General features: G+C 72.6%; 11 protein-coding genes, 1 tRNA gene and 2 pseudogenes. 11 read left to right on the top strand and 3 right to left on the bottom strand.

Annotated elements, in window-relative coordinates:
- The 7 genes and pseudogenes from QF027_RS19170 (at position 1) to QF027_RS19140 (ending at position 8,795) form a co-directional block, all read left to right on the top strand.
- Positions 1 to 1,632, top strand: a complete 1,632-nt coding sequence (locus tag QF027_RS19170; protein ID WP_307075862.1) for a beta-N-acetylhexosaminidase — start codon at positions 1 to 3, stop codon at positions 1,630 to 1,632.
- Positions 1,633 to 1,876: 244 nt separating this feature from the next.
- The gene (locus QF027_RS19165; protein WP_306980588.1) at positions 1,877 to 2,770 is read left to right on the top strand and encodes an FAD binding domain-containing protein; all 894 of its coding nucleotides are present in this window, start codon (positions 1,877 to 1,879) and stop codon (positions 2,768 to 2,770) included.
- Positions 2,767 to 4,542, top strand: coding sequence for a 2Fe-2S iron-sulfur cluster-binding protein (locus QF027_RS19160; RefSeq protein WP_307075860.1), 1,776 nt, complete (start codon positions 2,767 to 2,769; stop codon positions 4,540 to 4,542). The genes QF027_RS19165 and QF027_RS19160 overlap by 4 nt, the downstream gene beginning before the upstream one ends.
- Positions 4,539 to 6,848 (top strand): xanthine dehydrogenase family protein molybdopterin-binding subunit, encoded by a 2,310-nt coding sequence (locus QF027_RS19155; RefSeq protein ID WP_307075858.1) that lies wholly within the window; start codon positions 4,539 to 4,541, stop codon positions 6,846 to 6,848. Before QF027_RS19160 ends, QF027_RS19155 begins: the two co-directional genes overlap by 4 nt.
- Positions 6,845 to 6,973 (top strand): hypothetical protein, encoded by a 129-nt coding sequence (locus tag QF027_RS19150; RefSeq protein WP_306980595.1) that lies wholly within the window; start codon positions 6,845 to 6,847, stop codon positions 6,971 to 6,973. Before QF027_RS19155 ends, QF027_RS19150 begins: the two co-directional genes overlap by 4 nt.
- Positions 6,973 to 7,505 (top strand): annotated as a pseudogene (locus QF027_RS19145) (AAA family ATPase). Before QF027_RS19150 ends, QF027_RS19145 begins: the two are co-directional and overlap by 1 nt.
- Before the next feature lie 132 nt (positions 7,506 to 7,637).
- Positions 7,638 to 8,795, top strand: a complete 1,158-nt coding sequence (locus QF027_RS19140; protein WP_307075856.1) for an SUKH-4 family immunity protein — start codon at positions 7,638 to 7,640, stop codon at positions 8,793 to 8,795.
- Here QF027_RS19140 and QF027_RS19135 read toward each other — a convergent pair.
- Positions 8,750 to 9,343 carry an FABP family protein gene (locus QF027_RS19135; protein ID WP_307075854.1) on the bottom strand — a complete coding sequence of 198 codons (594 nt, stop codon included), beginning with the start codon at positions 9,341 to 9,343 and terminating at the stop codon, positions 8,750 to 8,752. The genes QF027_RS19140 and QF027_RS19135 overlap by 46 nt on opposite strands.
- 103 nt (positions 9,344 to 9,446) lie before the next feature.
- Positions 9,447 to 9,518, bottom strand: a tRNA-Cys gene (locus QF027_RS19130).
- A gap of 216 nt (positions 9,519 to 9,734) precedes the next feature.
- Between QF027_RS19130 and QF027_RS19125 the strand changes: the two genes are divergently transcribed.
- From QF027_RS19125 to QF027_RS19110, 4 genes and pseudogenes are all read left to right on the top strand, one after another.
- Positions 9,735 to 11,189: an MFS transporter gene (locus QF027_RS19125; RefSeq protein WP_307075852.1), complete on the top strand. Its 1,455-nt coding sequence runs from the start codon at positions 9,735 to 9,737 to the stop codon at positions 11,187 to 11,189.
- A gap of 46 nt (positions 11,190 to 11,235) precedes the next feature.
- A pseudogene (locus QF027_RS19120) lies at positions 11,236 to 11,364 on the top strand (death-on-curing protein); the annotation flags it as partial.
- Positions 11,365 to 11,484: 120 nt separating this feature from the next.
- A complete protein-coding gene (locus QF027_RS19115) occupies positions 11,485 to 13,275 on the top strand; it encodes a DEAD/DEAH box helicase (RefSeq protein WP_307075850.1) in 1,791 nt (596 codons plus the stop codon).
- Between the two features lie 302 nt (positions 13,276 to 13,577).
- Positions 13,578 to 14,219, top strand: coding sequence for an IclR family transcriptional regulator (locus tag QF027_RS19110; protein WP_057610834.1), 642 nt, complete (start codon positions 13,578 to 13,580; stop codon positions 14,217 to 14,219).
- 121 nt (positions 14,220 to 14,340) lie between these two features.
- On the opposite strand, the gene QF027_RS50030 is transcribed toward QF027_RS19110, so the two are convergent.
- Entirely contained in the window at positions 14,341 to 16,215 is a 1,875-nt protein-coding gene (locus QF027_RS50030) for a PucR family transcriptional regulator (RefSeq protein WP_444876090.1), read from the bottom strand.

Raw genomic sequence — 16,215 nt, 5'->3', positions numbered from 1 at the left:
GTGACTTCACTGATTCCCGCGCCGTCGAGCGTCGGCGCCCCCGGCGGGCGGCCGTTCGTCCTCGACGAGGACACCGAGATCGAAGCCGGCCGGGGCGCCGGAGGGGTGGCCCGCTGGCTGCGCACCACGGTCGGCGCGGCGACGGGCCTGCCGCTGGAGCCGTACGCCTCCGGCGGGAGCCGCATCCAGCTGCGGATCGCGCCGTCCCTCGCGGACGAACTCGGCAGCCCCGAGGCGTACCGCCTCACCGTGGACGAACACGCCGTCGTCATCGACGGGGCCGGCCGCGAGGGCCTGTTCTACGGCGCCCAGACCTTCCGTCAGCTGATCGGCCCCGCCGCCTTCCGTCGCGCCCCCGTCACCTCCGAGCGCGCCTGGGAGGTGCCCCCGGTCACCATCAGCGACGCTCCCCGATTCCGTTGGCGCGGCCTCATGCTCGACGTGGCACGGCACTTCACGCCCAAGGACGGAGTCCTGCGCTACCTCGACCTGATGGCCGCGCACAAACTCAACGTCTTCCACTTCCACTTGACGGACGACCAGGGCTGGCGGATCGAGATCAAGAGGTACCCCCGGCTCACCGAGGTGGGCTCATGGCGGGCGCGTACCAAATTCGGCCACGGGGCCTCACCGCTGTGGGAGGAGAAGCCGCACGGTGGCTTCTACACCCAGGACGACATCCGGGAGATCGTCGCCTACGCCGCCGAGCGGCATATCACCGTCGTCCCCGAAATCGACGTACCCGGACACTCGCAGGCCGCCATCACCGCGTACCCGGAACTCGGCAACACCGACGTCATCGACACGACCTCCCTCACGGTCTGGGACAGCTGGGGCGTCTCTCTGAACGTACTCGCCCCCACTGACAACACCCTGCGCTTCTACGAGGGCGTGTTCGAGGAACTGCTGGAGCTGTTCCCTTCCGAGTTCATTCACATCGGCGGCGACGAATGCGCCAAGGAGCAGTGGCGGGAGTCGCCCCTCGTCCAGGCCCGTATCGAGGAACTCGGGCTCGACGACGAGGACGGACTGCAGTCGTGGTTCATCGGTCACTTCGACACGTGGCTGACCGCGCGCGGGCGCAGGCTCATCGGCTGGGACGAGATCCTGGAGGGCGGACTCGCCGAAGGGGCCGCCGTCTCCTCGTGGCGCGGCTACGAGGGCGGGATCGCCGCCGCACGCTCCGGCCATGACGTCGTGATGTGCCCCGAGCAGTATGTGTACCTGGACCACCGCCAGGACGGCGGAACGGACGAGCCGGTGCCGATCGGCTACGTCCGCACCCTGGAGGACGTGTATCGCTTCGAACCCGTTCCGCCGCAGCTGACTTCGGAGGAGGCCGCGCACGTCCTGGGCACGCAGGCCAACCTGTGGACGGAGGTGATGGAGGATCACGGGCGCGTGGACTACCAGGCGTTCCCGCGCCTCGTGGCCTTCGCCGAGGTGGCCTGGAGCGCTCTGCCAGCCCCCGCGGAACGGGACTTCGCCGACTTCGAGCGGCGGATGGCCGCCCACTACGAGCTGCTCGACGCCCTGGGCGTCGGCTACCGGCAGCCCACGGGGCCGCTGCCGTGGCAGAAGCGGCCCGGTGTGCTCGGCCGGCCCATCGAGGGAGCGCCTCCGAACAGGTAAGGGAAAAAGAACCCTAAGGGTCACCGAAGAGTGTCAATCGGTATGTGTAGGTGATCCCGTGTGAAAACGGACCTCTCCCTGATGGGGCGGGCGAATGCCACCGAACGTCTCCTAGCGGACCCCTGTCTTCGAGTGTTGCGAAGATGTGCCAGAGTTGCCACGTCCGCCCTGTCAGCACGTACCGTACGGCAGCAACAGGCAGGACCAGCAGGACCAGGTGGGGCAGCGGGAAGGGGCAGCCGGTTTGACCACGCACACACCGCAGGCGGCGCAGGCCGTCACGCTGCCCACGACGCTGGACGAGGCCGTGGCGGCCCTCACCGCCATGCCCGCCGCCGTGCCCGTCGCCGGCGGCACCGACCTGATGGCCGCCGTCAACTCCGGGCAGCTCAGGCCGGCCGCTCTCGTCGGCCTCGGCCGCATCAGCGAGATCCGCGGCTGGCAGTACCAGGACGGCCACGCGCTCCTCGGCGCCGGACTCACGCACGCGCGCATGGGCCGCCCCGACTTCGCCGCTCTCATCCCCGCGCTGGCGGCCGCCGCCCGCGCCGCCGGTCCGCCGCAGATCCGCAACGCGGGCACCCTGGGCGGCAACATCGCCTCGGCGGCGCCGACGGGCGACGCGCTGCCCGTCCTCGCCGCCCTCGAAGCCACGCTGATCATCGCGGGCCCGGACGGAGCCCGCCGGGAGATGCCGGTCTCGCACCTGCTGGCCGGCATGGAGATGCTGCGCGCGGGCGAACTCATCGGCTACGTGCGCGTGCCGCTGCTGCACGCCCCGCAGGTCTTCCTCAAGGTCACCGGCCGTACCGGCCCGGGCCGCGCGATGGCCTCCGTCGCGCTGGTCCTCGACCCGGCCAGGCGCGGGGTCAGGTTGGCCGTCGGTGCCATAGCGCCGATGCCGCTGCGCCCCCTGGACGCCGAGCAGTGGGTCGCCCGGCTCATCGACTGGGACAACAACCGCGCGATCGTCCCGGAGGCCCTGGAGGCCTTCGGCGAGTACGTGTCCGCGGCCTGCATCCCCGACCCGGCACCGGCCGCGGACGGCACCGTGCCGCAGCATCCGCCCGCAGTACTGCATCTGCGGCGCACTGTCGCCGCGCTGGCCCGACGAGCACTGGGGAGGGCACTTTCGTGACCGACGACCAGCACGGAGAGGGCACGCCCCGGGCAGCCGGCCGCTGGGACCCGCTGCCCCAGGGTGACTACGACGACGGCGCGACCGCCTTCGTGAAGCTCCCCGAAGGGGGCATTGACGCCCTCCTGGCCTCCGCCGACAGCCCGCTGGCCGCGCCCGGTCACGGCTACGTGCCGCCGCAGATAACGGCCGCGCCGGGTGACGGGACCGACCCGGCGGCGCCGGGCAGCTGGGCCGTGCCGGTTGAGGGCGCGCAGTGGCCCGACCCGAGCAACCTGCCGCAGGGCCAGACCGGGCAGTTCCCGTACAATCCCGCGACCACTCAGCAGTGGAACGTCGAGGACACCGCGGCCGCGCCCGCGCCGGGCCACGACGTCACCGGACAGTGGTCGATCCCCGTCGCCGGCGGCGACCTCCCGGACGAATCGGGCGAGTTCACCACGTCGTCCCTGGTCGAGCAGTGGGGCGGCACCCCTCCGGCGACCCTGCCGGGCGGCGCGGCCGCACCCTGGGCGACGCAGCCGGCACAGCCGTGGGGGGACCAGCCCCAGGACGGCCCGGGAGCGGGACCCGAGCACGACGAACCGGCCGGGGAACGGCACACGCACGTGCCGCACGGTGGCGGCTTCGACAACGGTCACGGTGGGGCGGTGGGCGACGGCCACACCGGGCCGGCGGGCGACGGCCACGCGCATGAGCCCGCCGGTGACGGACCGGCCGGTGACGCGCACGCCGTGACGGCGGACGACACGCACCTGCCGTCCGCCGCGCACCCCGGAAGTCACGCCGTCGCCGACGCGCCGCTGCGGCCCGAGCCGGCCCAGGACTCCGCACAGCCCCACGCCGACAGCAACGGCCACGGCATCGGTCTCGCCGAGTCCCTTGGGAACAGCCCCTCCGCAACCGCCTCACAGCCCTCTCCCGGCCTCGGTGAGGCATCGGCGCCCCCAAGGGGCTCCGAGGATCCCGAAGAGGCCGTGGGAGCCGCTGACGGCCCCGCCGAGCCCGGTGCGGAGCACGCCCTGGCCGACGGCGGCGACGAACGGGGGCCGGAGGCCGCGGAGGAGCGCGCGAGCGACTCCGACGAGAACCCCGACGACCAGGCCCCCGCGCTCCCCGGCGAGGAACACCCCCTCGCCTCCTACGTCCTGCGCGTCAACGGCGTCGACCGCCCCGTCACCGACGCCTGGATCGGCGAGTCGCTGCTCTACGTGCTGCGCGAGCGGCTCGGGCTCGCCGGCGCCAAGGACGGCTGCTCGCAGGGCGAGTGCGGGGCGTGCAACGTCCAGGTCGACGGGCGGCTCGTCGCCTCCTGCCTGGTGCCCGCGGTGACCGCCGCCGGCAGTGAGGTCCGTACCGTCGAGGGTCTCGCCGAGGACGGCCGGCCCTCCGACGTGCAGCGGGCGCTCGCCCGGTGTGGCGCCGTGCAGTGCGGGTTCTGCGTGCCCGGCATGGCGATGACCGTGCACGACCTGCTCGAGGGCAACCCCGCACCCACCGAGCTGGAGACCCGCCAGGCGCTGTGCGGCAACCTCTGCCGCTGCTCCGGCTACCGGGGCGTCGTCGACGCCGTCAAGGAGGTCGTCGCCGAGCGCGAGGCACACGCGACGGGCGACGGTGAGACGGACGGCGACGAGGCACGTATCCCGCATCAGGCGGGCCCCGGGGGCGGAAGCGTCCACCCGTCGGCGTTCGACTCTCCGGGGTTCCCGGGCACCGCCGGACCGCATGAGCAGGCATACGGACAGGGACAGGACGGAGGCCAGGCGTGAGCAACGAAGCCGCCACCGCGACCACCGCCGCGGAGGCAGCACCTGCCCCCGAGCCGATTCCGCACGGCATCGGCGTCTCTCTGCCGCCCGCCGACGCCCGCGCGAAGACCGAGGGCACCTTCCCGTACGCGGCCGACCTGTGGGCCGAGGGCCTGCTGTGGGCGGCCGTCCTGCGCTCCCCGCACGCGCACGCGCGCATCGTGTCCATCGACACCTCCCACGCGCGTGAGATGCCCGGAGTCCGCGCGGTCGTCACCCACGAGGACGTGCCCGGCAGCCCGGTGCACGGCCGCGGCAAGGCCGATCGTCCGGTCTTCGCCTCCGAGGTCGTACGCCATCACGGCGAGCCCATCGCGGCCGTCGCCGCCGACCACCCCGACACCGCGCGCATGGCCGCGGCGGCCGTCATCGTCGAGTACGAGGTCCTCGACCCGGTCACCGACCCGGAGCAGGCCTTCGAAGCCGAGCCCCTGCACCCCGACGGCAACCTGGTCCGGCACATCCCGCTGCAGCACGGCGACCCCTCCGCGACCGGTGAGATCGTCGTCGAGGGCCAGTACCGCATCGGCCGCCAGGACCCCGCCCCCATCGGCGCCGAGGCCGGTCTCGCCGTGCCCCGCCCCGACGGCGGTGTCGAGCTCTACCTGGCCTCCACCGACCCGCACGCCGACCGCGACACGGCCGCCGCCTGTTACGGACTCGAGCCCGAGCGCGTCAAGGTCGTCGTCACCGGCGTCCCCGGTGCCACCGCCGACCGCGAGGACCAGGGCTTCCAGCTCCCGCTCGGCCTGCTCGCGCTCAAGACCGGCTGCCCGGTCAAGCTGACGGCCACGCGCGAGGAGTCCTTCCTCGGCCACGTGCACCGTCATCCCACCCTGCTGAGATACCGTCACCACGCCGACGCCGAGGGCAAGCTGGTCAAGGTCGAGGCACAGATCCTGCTCGACGCGGGCGCCTACGCCGACACCTCCTCCGAGGCCCTGGCCGCCGCCGTGGGATTCGCCTGCGGACCGTACGTCGTCCCGAACGCCTTCATCGAGGGCTGGGCCGTCCGCACCAACAACCCGCCCTCCGGCCATGTCCGGGGTGAGGGCGCGATGCAGGTGTGCGCCGCCTACGAGGCACAGATGGACAAGCTGGCCAAGAAGCTGGGCGTCGACCCGGCCGAACTGCGCCTGCGCAATGCCCTCGCCACCGGCGACATACTCCCGACCGGCCAGACGGTCACCTGCCCCGCTCCGGTCGCCGAACTGCTCCAGGCCGTACGGGACTTCCCGCTGCCTGCCCTCCCCAAGGACACCCCCGAGAACGAGTGGCTGCTGCCCGGCGGCCCGGAGGGCGCGGGCGAGCCGGGCGCGATCCGCAGGGGCGTCGGCTACGGCCTCGGCATGGTGCACATGCTCGGCGCGGAGGGCGCGGACGAGGTCTCCACGGCGACCGTACGGGTCCAGGACGGCGTCGCCACGGTGCTCTGCGCGGCCGTGGAGACCGGCCAGGGCTTCACCACCCTGGCCCGCCAGATCGTCCAGGAGACCCTCGGCATCGACGAGGTCCATGTGGCCCCCGTCGACACCGACCAGCCACCGGCCGGCCCGGGCTGCCGCGGTCGTCACACCTGGGTCTCGGGCGGCGCGGTGGAGCGCGCGGCCAAGATGGTCCGCACCCAGCTGCTCCAGCCCCTGGCGCACAAGTTCGGCATGTCCACCGAACTGCTCCAGATCACCGACGGCAAGATCACCTCGTACGACGGAGTCCTGTCGACGACCGTCACCGAGGCCATGGACGGCAAGGAACTGTGGGCGACGGCCCAGTGCCGTCCGCACCCGACGGAACCCCTCAACGAGATCGGCCAGGGCGACGCCTTCGTCGGGATGGCGTTCTGCGCGATCCGCGCGGTGGTCGACGTCGACATCGAGCTCGGCTCGGTCCGTGTGGTCGAGCTGGCGCTCGCCCAGGACGTCGGCCGGATCCTCAACCCCGCCCAGCTGGAGGCCCGTATCGAAGCGGGCGTCACCCAGGGCGTCGGGATAGCGCTCACCGAGAACCTGCGCAGCGCGCGCGGGCTGATCCGCCACCCGGACCTCACGGGGTACGCGCTGCCGACGGCCCTGGACGCGCCGGAGATCCGGATCGTCAAGCTCGTCGAGGAGCGGGACGTGGTCGCCCCGTTCGGTGCCAAGGCGGCCAGCGCGGTGCCGGTGGTCACGTCCCCGGCGGCCGTCGCGTCGGCCGTACGGGCCGCGACGGGCCGTCCCGTGAACCGGCTCCCGATCCGTCCGCAGGCCGCGGTGGTGACGGACCGATGAGTGCTCCCGGTCAGGAGCCCCGCGAGTACGAACCGCCGCCCGGACTGGGCAAGCTGGCGCTGTGGATCCTGCTGTTCGTGGTGGCGGCGATCGTGGTCGTGGTGGGCGGCGTGTACTTCGCGTGATGCGCGGGGTCGTGCTGGTCACCGGCGTGATGGCGGCCGGGAAGTCCACGGTGGCGCAGGCGCTGGCCGAGCGGTTGCCGAGGGCGGCGCATGTCCGGGGGGACGTGTTCCGGCGGATGATCGTGTCCGGGCGTGCGGAGTAGTGCCCGGCGCCTCCGGAGAGGCTTCGGCTCAACTCCGTCTGCGTTACCGGTTGTCGGCCGCGACGGCGGACGCGTACGCCGAGGCCGGGTTCACGGCCGTCGTGCAGGACGTGGTGCTGGGCGAGGACCTGACGGCGTACGCCGGGCTGGTCCGGACCCGGCCGCTGTACGTCGTCGTCCTGGCCCCGGACGCCGCGACGGTGGCCGCCCGGGAGGCGGGCCGGGCGAAGACGGGCTACGACGACGAGGTCTGGACGATCCCCGCGCTGGACGAGGCGCTGCGGGCGTCGACTCCGCGGATCGGCCTGTGGCTGGACACCTCCGCACTGACCCCGGCCCAGACGGTGGAGGCGATTCTCGCGGGGCGGGAACGCGCGAGGGTGCTCTGACGTCTCCCAGGTACGGGGGCGTTGTCAGTGGTGGCGCGTAGTGTTTCGAGCAGTGGGGGACGAGCGCAGGCCCGACGGGTTCGCCGTGCCGTGCCCGGCCAGGGGACTGCGTACGAAGCACACGGGGGAGCCATGAGCACGACCGATGCCGCCGTAGCGGCGATCAGACTGACCGAGGACGAACTGCATCCGTACATCTCGCATGTGTCGACCCGCCGCTGGCTCAGCGGCCCCGGACTGCCAGGCGACAGCGACCTGTTCACCTTCGAGGAGCTGCGCCGGGAAGGCCTGCGGACGGTGGCGGACGCGACGGCCGGCCCGGGCGGACAGCTCAGCCAGGAGGTGTGCGACCAGCTGGTGATAGGCGGGCTGACGGATCTGCACGGCAGGGAGCGGGAGTCGGTCCTGCTCGACGGCGTCACGGGCGAGGTCTCGACGACGGCGTTCTTCCCCGGCCGCCCGGACCTGATGGACCGCACCCCGCTGGCCCCTTCGCTCCCCACCCTGGTCCGCTTCGCGACGGCGACGGACGAACTGACGGAGGTGCGCGGCCAGTTCGCGGCGTACGCCGGCCGCTTCGGTCCCACGGCCGTGGAGGAGGCGACGCGTCAGCTGCTGACGGTGTTCGAGGAGGGCACGGGCGGCGAGGTACCGACGTTCTGGAAGATCGCGGCCCTGATCCGCCCCCTGGCCCTGGTGGCGGGCCCGGGCACGGCGTCCGGCCTGGCCCTGGACCTCCCGCCGCGCCTTTTGGACCAGGAGTTCGGCCGCAGCCACGTCGTCCGCTTCGAGGACATCGACTTCCCGTCCACGCTCACGCATGCCCCGACCCGCCGGTTCCTGGCGGAGACGGGCCTGCCCGAGGACGGTGTCCTCTTCCACACCGACCCGGACGCCCCGCTGCCGACCCTCGCGGAGCACCGGGCCGACCGGCTGGTCGCCCTCCCGTCCCGCGCCGAACACCTGATCGTGCTCGGTCACCTGATCGAGGACAACACCCTCGTGGTCGACGGCGAGACGGGCGCGGTCCTGAACTGGAGTGAGCGGGAAGGGACTCTCCACCCCCTCAACAGCGACATCTCCACCCTCGCCTTCACCCTCTGGCTCCTGCACCGGGAGCGCCAGATAGACGAGTCGCTCGCCCACGAGCTGACGAACACGCTGTACGTCCAGGTCGCCAAGACGATGGTCCGGGCCCTGTCCACCATCGACCCGACGGGCACGACGACGGACGCCGACTGGCACTACTGGACGGAGTTGTTCCAGGACGAGGTGGGCGGGGTGCTCTGACCGGCCGGCGTGGTGCGGCGCAGGGTTGCCGAGAGGTGGTGCTGCAGGGGCTGCCCGACAGCCGCGAGGTCGTGGACGAACGTGAAGGTGTCGCTGTCGGCCAGGGTGTAGCGGCGACGGGTGGCGGTCACGTCCTTGGCGGTGGGGGTCAGGGCCACGGAGTGCGTGGAGAGATCGACCGCGCCCTCGCCTGCATGCCCGACCAGGATCTCGGTGATGCCGGTGGGCTGGGTGACCAGTGCCTCCACCCGGCCGTCCGGCTGAAGCCGCCACCACCCGCTCTCCCGGGCCGCGGGCCGCAACGGCGCCCCGTCACCGTCGAGCAGCCAGGCCCGGGCCTCGTACCGGAGGAAGGGACGCCCGTCGTGCAGAAGGCTGACCTCCTGCGCGTACGCGAAATCGCCGTCGAGCGTCGGATACCCACCTCGGCCCCGACCGCGCCACACACCCAGAAACCCGAGTACGGGCTCGAGCAGCGCATGCGGACCAGGCGCCTCATCGGCCCGAAGGGCATCGGGAAAGGGAGGATCCGCCACACTCTCGGCCACGCCCGCACTCCTCACTCACGACCACTGTTGACCGCAAGCCTAGAACGCGGCACAGCCGAAGGGGCGACACCCTCAACGGGATGCCGCCCCTTCTCCACACCAGAGGCCGTGGCGGGAATCGAACCCGCGTAACTCGCTTTGCAGGCGAGTCCCTGAACCACTCGGGCACACGGCCGGGTCGGTGGAGCGAGGTGCTCCTGCCGAGCTCGTGGAATGACCGTATGGCGGGGTGGGGGAGGGCTCAAGGGGATCGTGGGGCCTGCAACGGGACTGCCATACGCCGTTCATGAACGGGCGGACCCGGCCGGCGGTGGTCGTACGACCAAGGTCTCAGGTCCGGGTGGGCTTTTGACAGGGGTCAACGGGGGCTGTGGCCCTTACTCTGGCGAGCATGGCAGTCCTGGAACCGCGTGACGCCGGTGTCACCGACGACCCTGAGGTCCTGTCCGTCAACGAGGTGGAGGAGGGGGTGCTGGGGCGTTCGTACCGGGCGCTGAGTATCGGCATCGTGTCCGTCGTGCTGCTCATCGCGTTCGAGGCCACCGCTGTCGGGACCGCGATGCCGGTTGCCGCGCGGGAGTTGGACGGGGTCGCGCTCTACGCGTTCGCGTTCTCCGGGTACTTCACCACCAGCCTGTTCGGGATGGTGCTGGCCGGGCAGTGGGCGGATCGGCGGGGGCCGCTCGGGGCGTTGGCCGCCGGGATCGCCGCCTTCGGTGCCGGGCTGCTGTTGTCCGGGACGGCCGGTGCGATGTGGCAGTTCATTCTCGGGCGGGCCGTGCAGGGGTTCGGGGGCGGGCTGGTCATCGTGGCGCTGTATGTCGTCGTCGGGCGGGCCTACCCGGAGCGGCTGCGTCCCGCGATCATGGCGGCGTTCGCGGCGGGCTGGGTCGTGCCCTCGATCGTGGGGCCGCTCGCGGCCGGGGCCGTGACCGAGCACCTCGGGTGGCGGTGGGTGTTCGTCGGGATTCCGGTGCTGGTGGTCTTTCCGCTGGTGCTCGCCCTTCCGCAGATACGGCGGCGGGCGTCCGGGCCGGTCGACGACGACAAAGGACAGGCCGCCTTCGACCGGCGCCGCATCCGGCTCGCCCTCGGGATCTCCCTCGGTGCCGGACTCCTCCAGTACGCCGCCCAGGATCTGCGTCCTCTCTCCCTGCTCCCCGGCCTCGCGGGCGTCGCGCTGCTCGTGCCGGCCGTGCTCGGGCTGCTCCCGCGCGGGACGTACCGGGCGGCGCGCGGGCTGCCCTCCGTCGTGCTGTTGCGCGGGGTCGCCGCGGGGTCCTTCGTCGCCGCCGAGTCCTTCGTGCCGTTGATGCTGGTCACCCAGCGGGGGCTGTCGCCGACGCTGGCCGGGTTCTCGCTCGCGGCGGGCGGCGGTACGTGGGCGCTGGGGTCGTGGGTGCAGTCGCGGGCGCGGGTGGAGCCCTACCGGGAACGGCTGATGACCGGGGGGATGGTGCTGGTCGCGGCCGCGATCGCCGCCGCGCCGAGTGTGCTGATCGACTCCGTGCCCGTCTGGACCGTCGCCGTCGCCTGGGGCTTCGGCTGCTTCGGGATGGGGCTGGTGATCTCCTCGACCAGTGTGCTTCTGCTGCAGCTCTCCGCCCCCGAGGAGGCCGGCACCAACTCCGCCTCCCTCCAGATCTCCGACGGCCTCTCCAACGCCGTCCTGCTGGCGGCGGGCGGGGCGGCGTTCGCGGCGCTGGGCGGGGGAACGGTGAGTCATACGGCGACGGAGGTGTCCGCCTCCCATCCGGCAGCGTTCGCCGTGGTGTTCCTGCCGATGGCGGGGGTGGCGTTGGTGGGGGCGTGGGTGACGACCCGGTTGCACGCCGCAACGCCTTGACACCGAGTGGTACCGCCTAGTGCCGTCGAGTTGTAGCTGGACTGAACACGTGAGCGGCCACCCGCTGGACGCGGACTTCGACGTCGACGTGGCCGAGCAGTTCGTCCTGGACGTCTGTCAGGGCCGCCTGGACGTACCCAGGATCGCTGCCCACGTGCCGCGCTTCGCACGCTGACTGTGACCTCGGTCCCACCCAAGGGTGACCCGGCCCCGTCCCCGCGTTGACGACGTCGGCCCGCCGGTAAGGTGACCCGGTCGTCATACACAGCCAAGCCGCTCGACCCCGACGGAGACCGTGACTACCACCGCCGCCTCCTCCCACCACCTTTCCCCCGCCTTCCCCGGCCGGGCCCCCTGGGGTACCGCCAGCAGGCTGCGTGCCTGGCAGCAGGGTGCGTTGGACAAGTACGTCCAGGAGCAGCCGCGTGACTTCCTGGCCGTCGCGACCCCCGGCGCGGGCAAGACGACCTTCGCCCTCACCCTCGCCTCCTGGCTGCTGCACCACCATGTCGTGCAGCAGGTGACGGTCGTCGCGCCGACCGAGCATCTGAAGAAGCAGTGGGCCGAGGCGGCGGCGCGGATAGGGATCAAGCTCGATCCCGAGTACAGCGCCGGGCCGCTCGGCAAGGACTACCACGGCGTCGCCGTCACCTATGCGGGTGTGGGCGTACGGCCCATGCTCCATCGCAACCGGGTCGAGCAGCGCAAGACCCTCGTCATCCTCGACGAGATCCACCACGCCGGTGACTCCAAGTCCTGGGGCGAGGCGTGCCTGGAGGCCTTCGAGCCCGCCACCCGCCGACTCGCGCTCACCGGTACGCCCTTCCGGTCCGACACCAACCCCATCCCCTTCGTGGCGTACGAGGAGGGCAACGACGGCATCCGGCGGTCGGCCGCCGACTACACCTACGGGTACGGGAACGCGCTGGCCGACCATGTCGTGCGGCCCGTCATCTTCCTCTCCTACAGCGGCAACATGCGCTGGCGGACCAAGGCGGGCGACGAGATCGCCGCCCGGCTCGGCGAACCCATGACCAAGGACGCGATCAGCCAGGCCTGGCGTACGGCCCTGGATCCGCGCGGTGAGTGGATGCCGAGCGTCCTGCGCGCCGCCGACCAGCGGCTGACCGAGGTCAGGAAGGCCATCCCGGACGCCGGTGCCCTCGTCATCGCCTCCGACCAGGACTCCGCGCGCGCGTACGCCAAGCTGATCCGCGAGATCACGGGCAACAAGGCGACCCTCGTGCTGTCCGACGACGCCGGCGCGTCCAAGCGGATCGACGACTTCAGTGCGAGCAACGACCGGTGGATGGTCGCCGTCCGCATGGTGTCCGAGGGCGTCGACGTGCCCCGGCTGGCCGTGGGCGTCTACGCCACCACCATCTCCACGCCGCTCTTCTTCGCCCAGGCCGTCGGCCGTTTCGTACGGTCCCGGCGGCGCGGTGAGACCGCCTCCGTCTTCCTCCCGACCGTCCCGGACCTCCTGACCTTCGCCAACGAGATGGAGGTGGAACGGGACCACGCCCTCGACAAGCCGAAGAAGGAGGGCGAGGAGGACCCCTACGCCGAGTCCGAGAAGGAGATGGAGGAGGCGAACAAGGAGGAGGACGAGGACACCGGCGAGCAGGAGCAGTTCGCCTTCGAGGCGCTGGAGTCCGAGGCCGTCTTCGACCGCGTCCTCTACGACGGTGCCGAGTTCGGTATGCAGGCGCACCCGGGGAGCGAGGAGGAGCAGGACTACCTCGGGATTCCCGGGCTCCTGGAGCCGGATCAGGTGCAGCTGCTGCTCCAGAAGCGGCAGGCCCGGCAGATCGCGCACAGCCGTAAGAAGCCGGACGCCGAGGCGGACCTCCTCGAGCTGCCCGCCGAGCGGCGGCCCGTCGTCTCGCACAAGGAGATGATGGAGCTGCGCAAGCAGCTCAACACGATGGTCAGTGCCTACGTCCACCAGAGCGGCAAGCCGCACGGGGTGATCCACACCGAGCTGCGCCGGGTGTGCGGGGGGCCGCCGAGTGCCGAGGCCACGGCCGGGCAGCTGCGGCAGCGGATCGCCAAGGTGCAGGAGTGGGCCACCCGGATGAGGTGACGCGGGGCGCCTGTCGCCCGCGGCACGGGACCGTACGTATCCGGACAAACGGAGTGGTCCGTGCCGGTTGCTGCCCGGATTCTGGACGGAGGCTTCCGCTGAGCGAACCCGCTTCGCTACTGTCCCGCTACGCACACGCCCCGTGGCAGCGCCGCCGCGGAGCGCAGCCGTGAAGCGACGCGGTCCGGAAACAGACCGGGCCGCCGTCCGATCGGCGGCCTCTGAAGCGCGTCACCGACGGGACTCGGTGACGCACCGCCGTGAGGGGCCCGCCGACCTCACCACTTGGAGGAGTGGGCGTCGTGACCGCGGAGACCTCTCAGACGCTTGACCGGGGACTGCGTGTCCTCAAGCTCCTGGCCGACACGGACCACGGGCTCACCGTCACCGAGCTTTCCAACAAGCTGGGTGTGAACCGGACCGTGGTGTACCGGTTGCTGGCCACGCTGGAGCAGCACGCCCTCGTCCGGCGTGATCTGGGCGGGCGTGCCCGGGTGGGGCTGGGCGTACTGCGACTCGGGCGGCAGGTGCATCCGCTGGTACGGGAGGCCGCGCTGCCCGCGCTGCGCTCGCTCGCGGAGGACATCGGGGCGACGGCGCACCTCACCTTGGTGGACGGAGCCGACGCGCTGGCCGTGGCCGTCGTGGAGCCCACGTGGACGGACTATCACGTGGCGTACCGGGCGGGGTTCCGGCATCCGCTGGACCGTGGCGCCGCGGGGCGGGCGATTCTCGCGGCTCGGCAGCAGGGGTTCGGGGAGCCGGGGTACATGCTGACGCACGGCGAGCTGGAGGCCGGGGCCAGTGGGGCGGCCGCTCCTTTGCTCGGGGTCACCGGGGTCGAGGGCAGCGTGGGGGTCGTGATGCTGGCCGACGCGGTGCCGGAGCGGGTGGGGCCGCGGGTGGTGGACGCGGCACGGGAGGTCGCGGAGGCGCTGCGCTGAGCGGTGCGGTTCATGTATCCCCGGGAACATCTTCGACCGCGGGTCCGGTGGGGGCTGGTCGCGCCCGCGCGGCGGTAGCCGCACATCGTCGATACAGCCCCGCGCCCCTGGGCGGGTGCGGTCACCGCCGGCCGACCGGCCCGCGCCCTGAACCGGCAGCCGCGCCGGCCGGTATGCCTGCGTGTTGATCCGGCAGCCGCCGTTGGTCGGTATGCCTGCGTGCTGATCCGGCAGTCGCCGTCGGTCGGTATGCCCGTGTGTTGATCCGGCAGTCGCTGTCGGTCGGTATGCCTGTGCTGATCCGGTAGCTGCCGTCGGTCGGCACGCCCACGTGCTGAACCGGCCGCCGCGCCGGCCCGTATGCCCGCGTGCTGAACCGGCAGCCGCGCCGGCCAACACGCCCGCGCCCGGAACCGGCAGCCGCCGCCGGTCGGCACGCCCGCGTGCTCAACCGGTAGCCGCCCCAGGCCCGAGTCCCGCCAGCACCCTCAACTGCAGCCACAGCACCAGGCGTTCGTCGGGGTCGTCCAGGTCGATCCCGACCTGCTTCCGTACTTGCTTCAGCCGGTAGCGGCACGTGTTCGGATGCACGGCCAGCAGCCTCGCCGCCTCCGCCCATGTCGCACCCCGAATCGAACCAACAGACCAGCGTGCGGGCGTAGTCCGTCCGGTGCTCGGCGTCGTACGCCAGCACCGAACGCCAGGGTCCCGCGGTCAACTCCGGCTTGGCACCGAGTACTTCGGCAAGCCGCAGCAGAGTCACCCGCGGCCGCACCTCGTCGATCGTCGCCACCGGCAGCGAGGGCCCGAGCACCCGCAGCACAAGATCGGCGTCCGCCCGCGACCCGGCCACCTCCCCGACCCCCGCCACCACCTCACCCAGCCCCGCCCGCACCGGCACCCTCAGCGACTGCCCCGCCCGCGCGACGATGTCCTCCGCCAGCCGCCGGTGGCGAGCCCCGGGTGCCGGCAACAGCGCGTACACCACCCCGTCGACCAGCACACACGCATGCCGCCCGTACCGCGCCGCGCACTGCAGCCGTACGACGTCCAGCAGCCGCAGTCCGGTCTGCTCGGCGTCCGGAAGGCCGGCCGCGTCCAGGACGAAGGCGGCCACCCGTACCGGGCCCTCGACTCCCAGCCCCACGGCGGACGTCGCCGCGTCCGCCGTCCCCTCCAGCACCCGCCGCAGCAGATCACTGTTCTGGTGCCGGGCCAGCTCCTGTGCCGCCCGCGCCCGCAGGAGCAGCAGCGCTGCCGTCGTCGCCCCCTGGACGAGCGTCTCCTCCGCGTCCGCCGCGAGCGTGCCGTCGTCGACGACCCACACCGAGCCGAGGGTCTCCCCGCCGGCCCGGACGGCGACCGCGAGGCGGGGCAGGGCGCCGTCCCCCAGCGCGGGCAGCCGCAGCGGGCCGTCGGCCGCGAACAGCATCCGGTACTGCTCGGTGTTCTCCACATCTGCCGGTACCTGGAGGCCCAGGATGCCCTGGCGGCGGTCCTCGTCGACCGGCTGGCCGGGGACCGTGGAGTAGGCGAGGATCCGCTGCCGGGGATCCTCCACGGCCGTCGCCCCGCCGGTCGCCGCCGCGATGGCGTCGGCGAGCGCGAAGAGGTCGCCGTGGCCGCCCGTGGCCGGGACCGGCCGGGCGCCGATCGCCGAGGCCAGCAGCAGGTGCGCCTGGTGCCAGGCCGTGTCCTCGGCGACGGACAGCAGCGCCACGCCGTACGTCTCCGCCTCGGCCGCCGGCCCGTCCGGACCGCGCACCACCAGGCCGGTCATCCCGGCCTCCGCGACCGCCCTCACCAGCGGTCCGGCCGCCGCCGCCCGCACTCCGACCGCCAGCAGCAGCGCGCCCGGCACCCGGGGAAGCGGGGCGTGGGCGTCGTGCAGGAGCGCCTCCGTGACCGGGACGGCGAGCCCGGCGGGTGCGGTGTGCAGGCGTACGGACGTGCCGCCGACGGCGTCCAGGAGGTCTCCGAGAGTGCAGGCGTCCAT

Source organism: Streptomyces canus (assembly GCF_030816965.1).
Classification (GTDB): Bacteria; Actinomycetota; Actinomycetes; order Streptomycetales; family Streptomycetaceae; genus Streptomyces; species Streptomyces canus_E.
Note: the sequence above shows the minus strand (reverse complement) of the source record. Positions and strands in the feature narration are given on the sequence as shown.

Bases quoted from the DNA above. Each gene is read 5' to 3' on its own strand.
- QF027_RS19150 (WP_306980595.1), top strand. From the start codon at position 6,845: ATGAGTGCTCCCGGTCAGGAGCCCCGCGAGTACGAACCGCCGCCCGGA.
- QF027_RS19140 (WP_307075856.1), top strand. From the start codon at position 7,638: ATGAGCACGACCGATGCCGCCGTAGCGGCGATCAGACTGACCGAGGAC.
- QF027_RS19125 (WP_307075852.1), top strand. From the start codon at position 9,735: ATGGCAGTCCTGGAACCGCGTGACGCCGGTGTCACCGACGACCCTGAG.
- QF027_RS50030 (WP_444876090.1), bottom strand. From the start codon at position 16,215: ATGGACGCCTGCACTCTCGGAGACCTCCTGGACGCCGTCGGCGGCACG.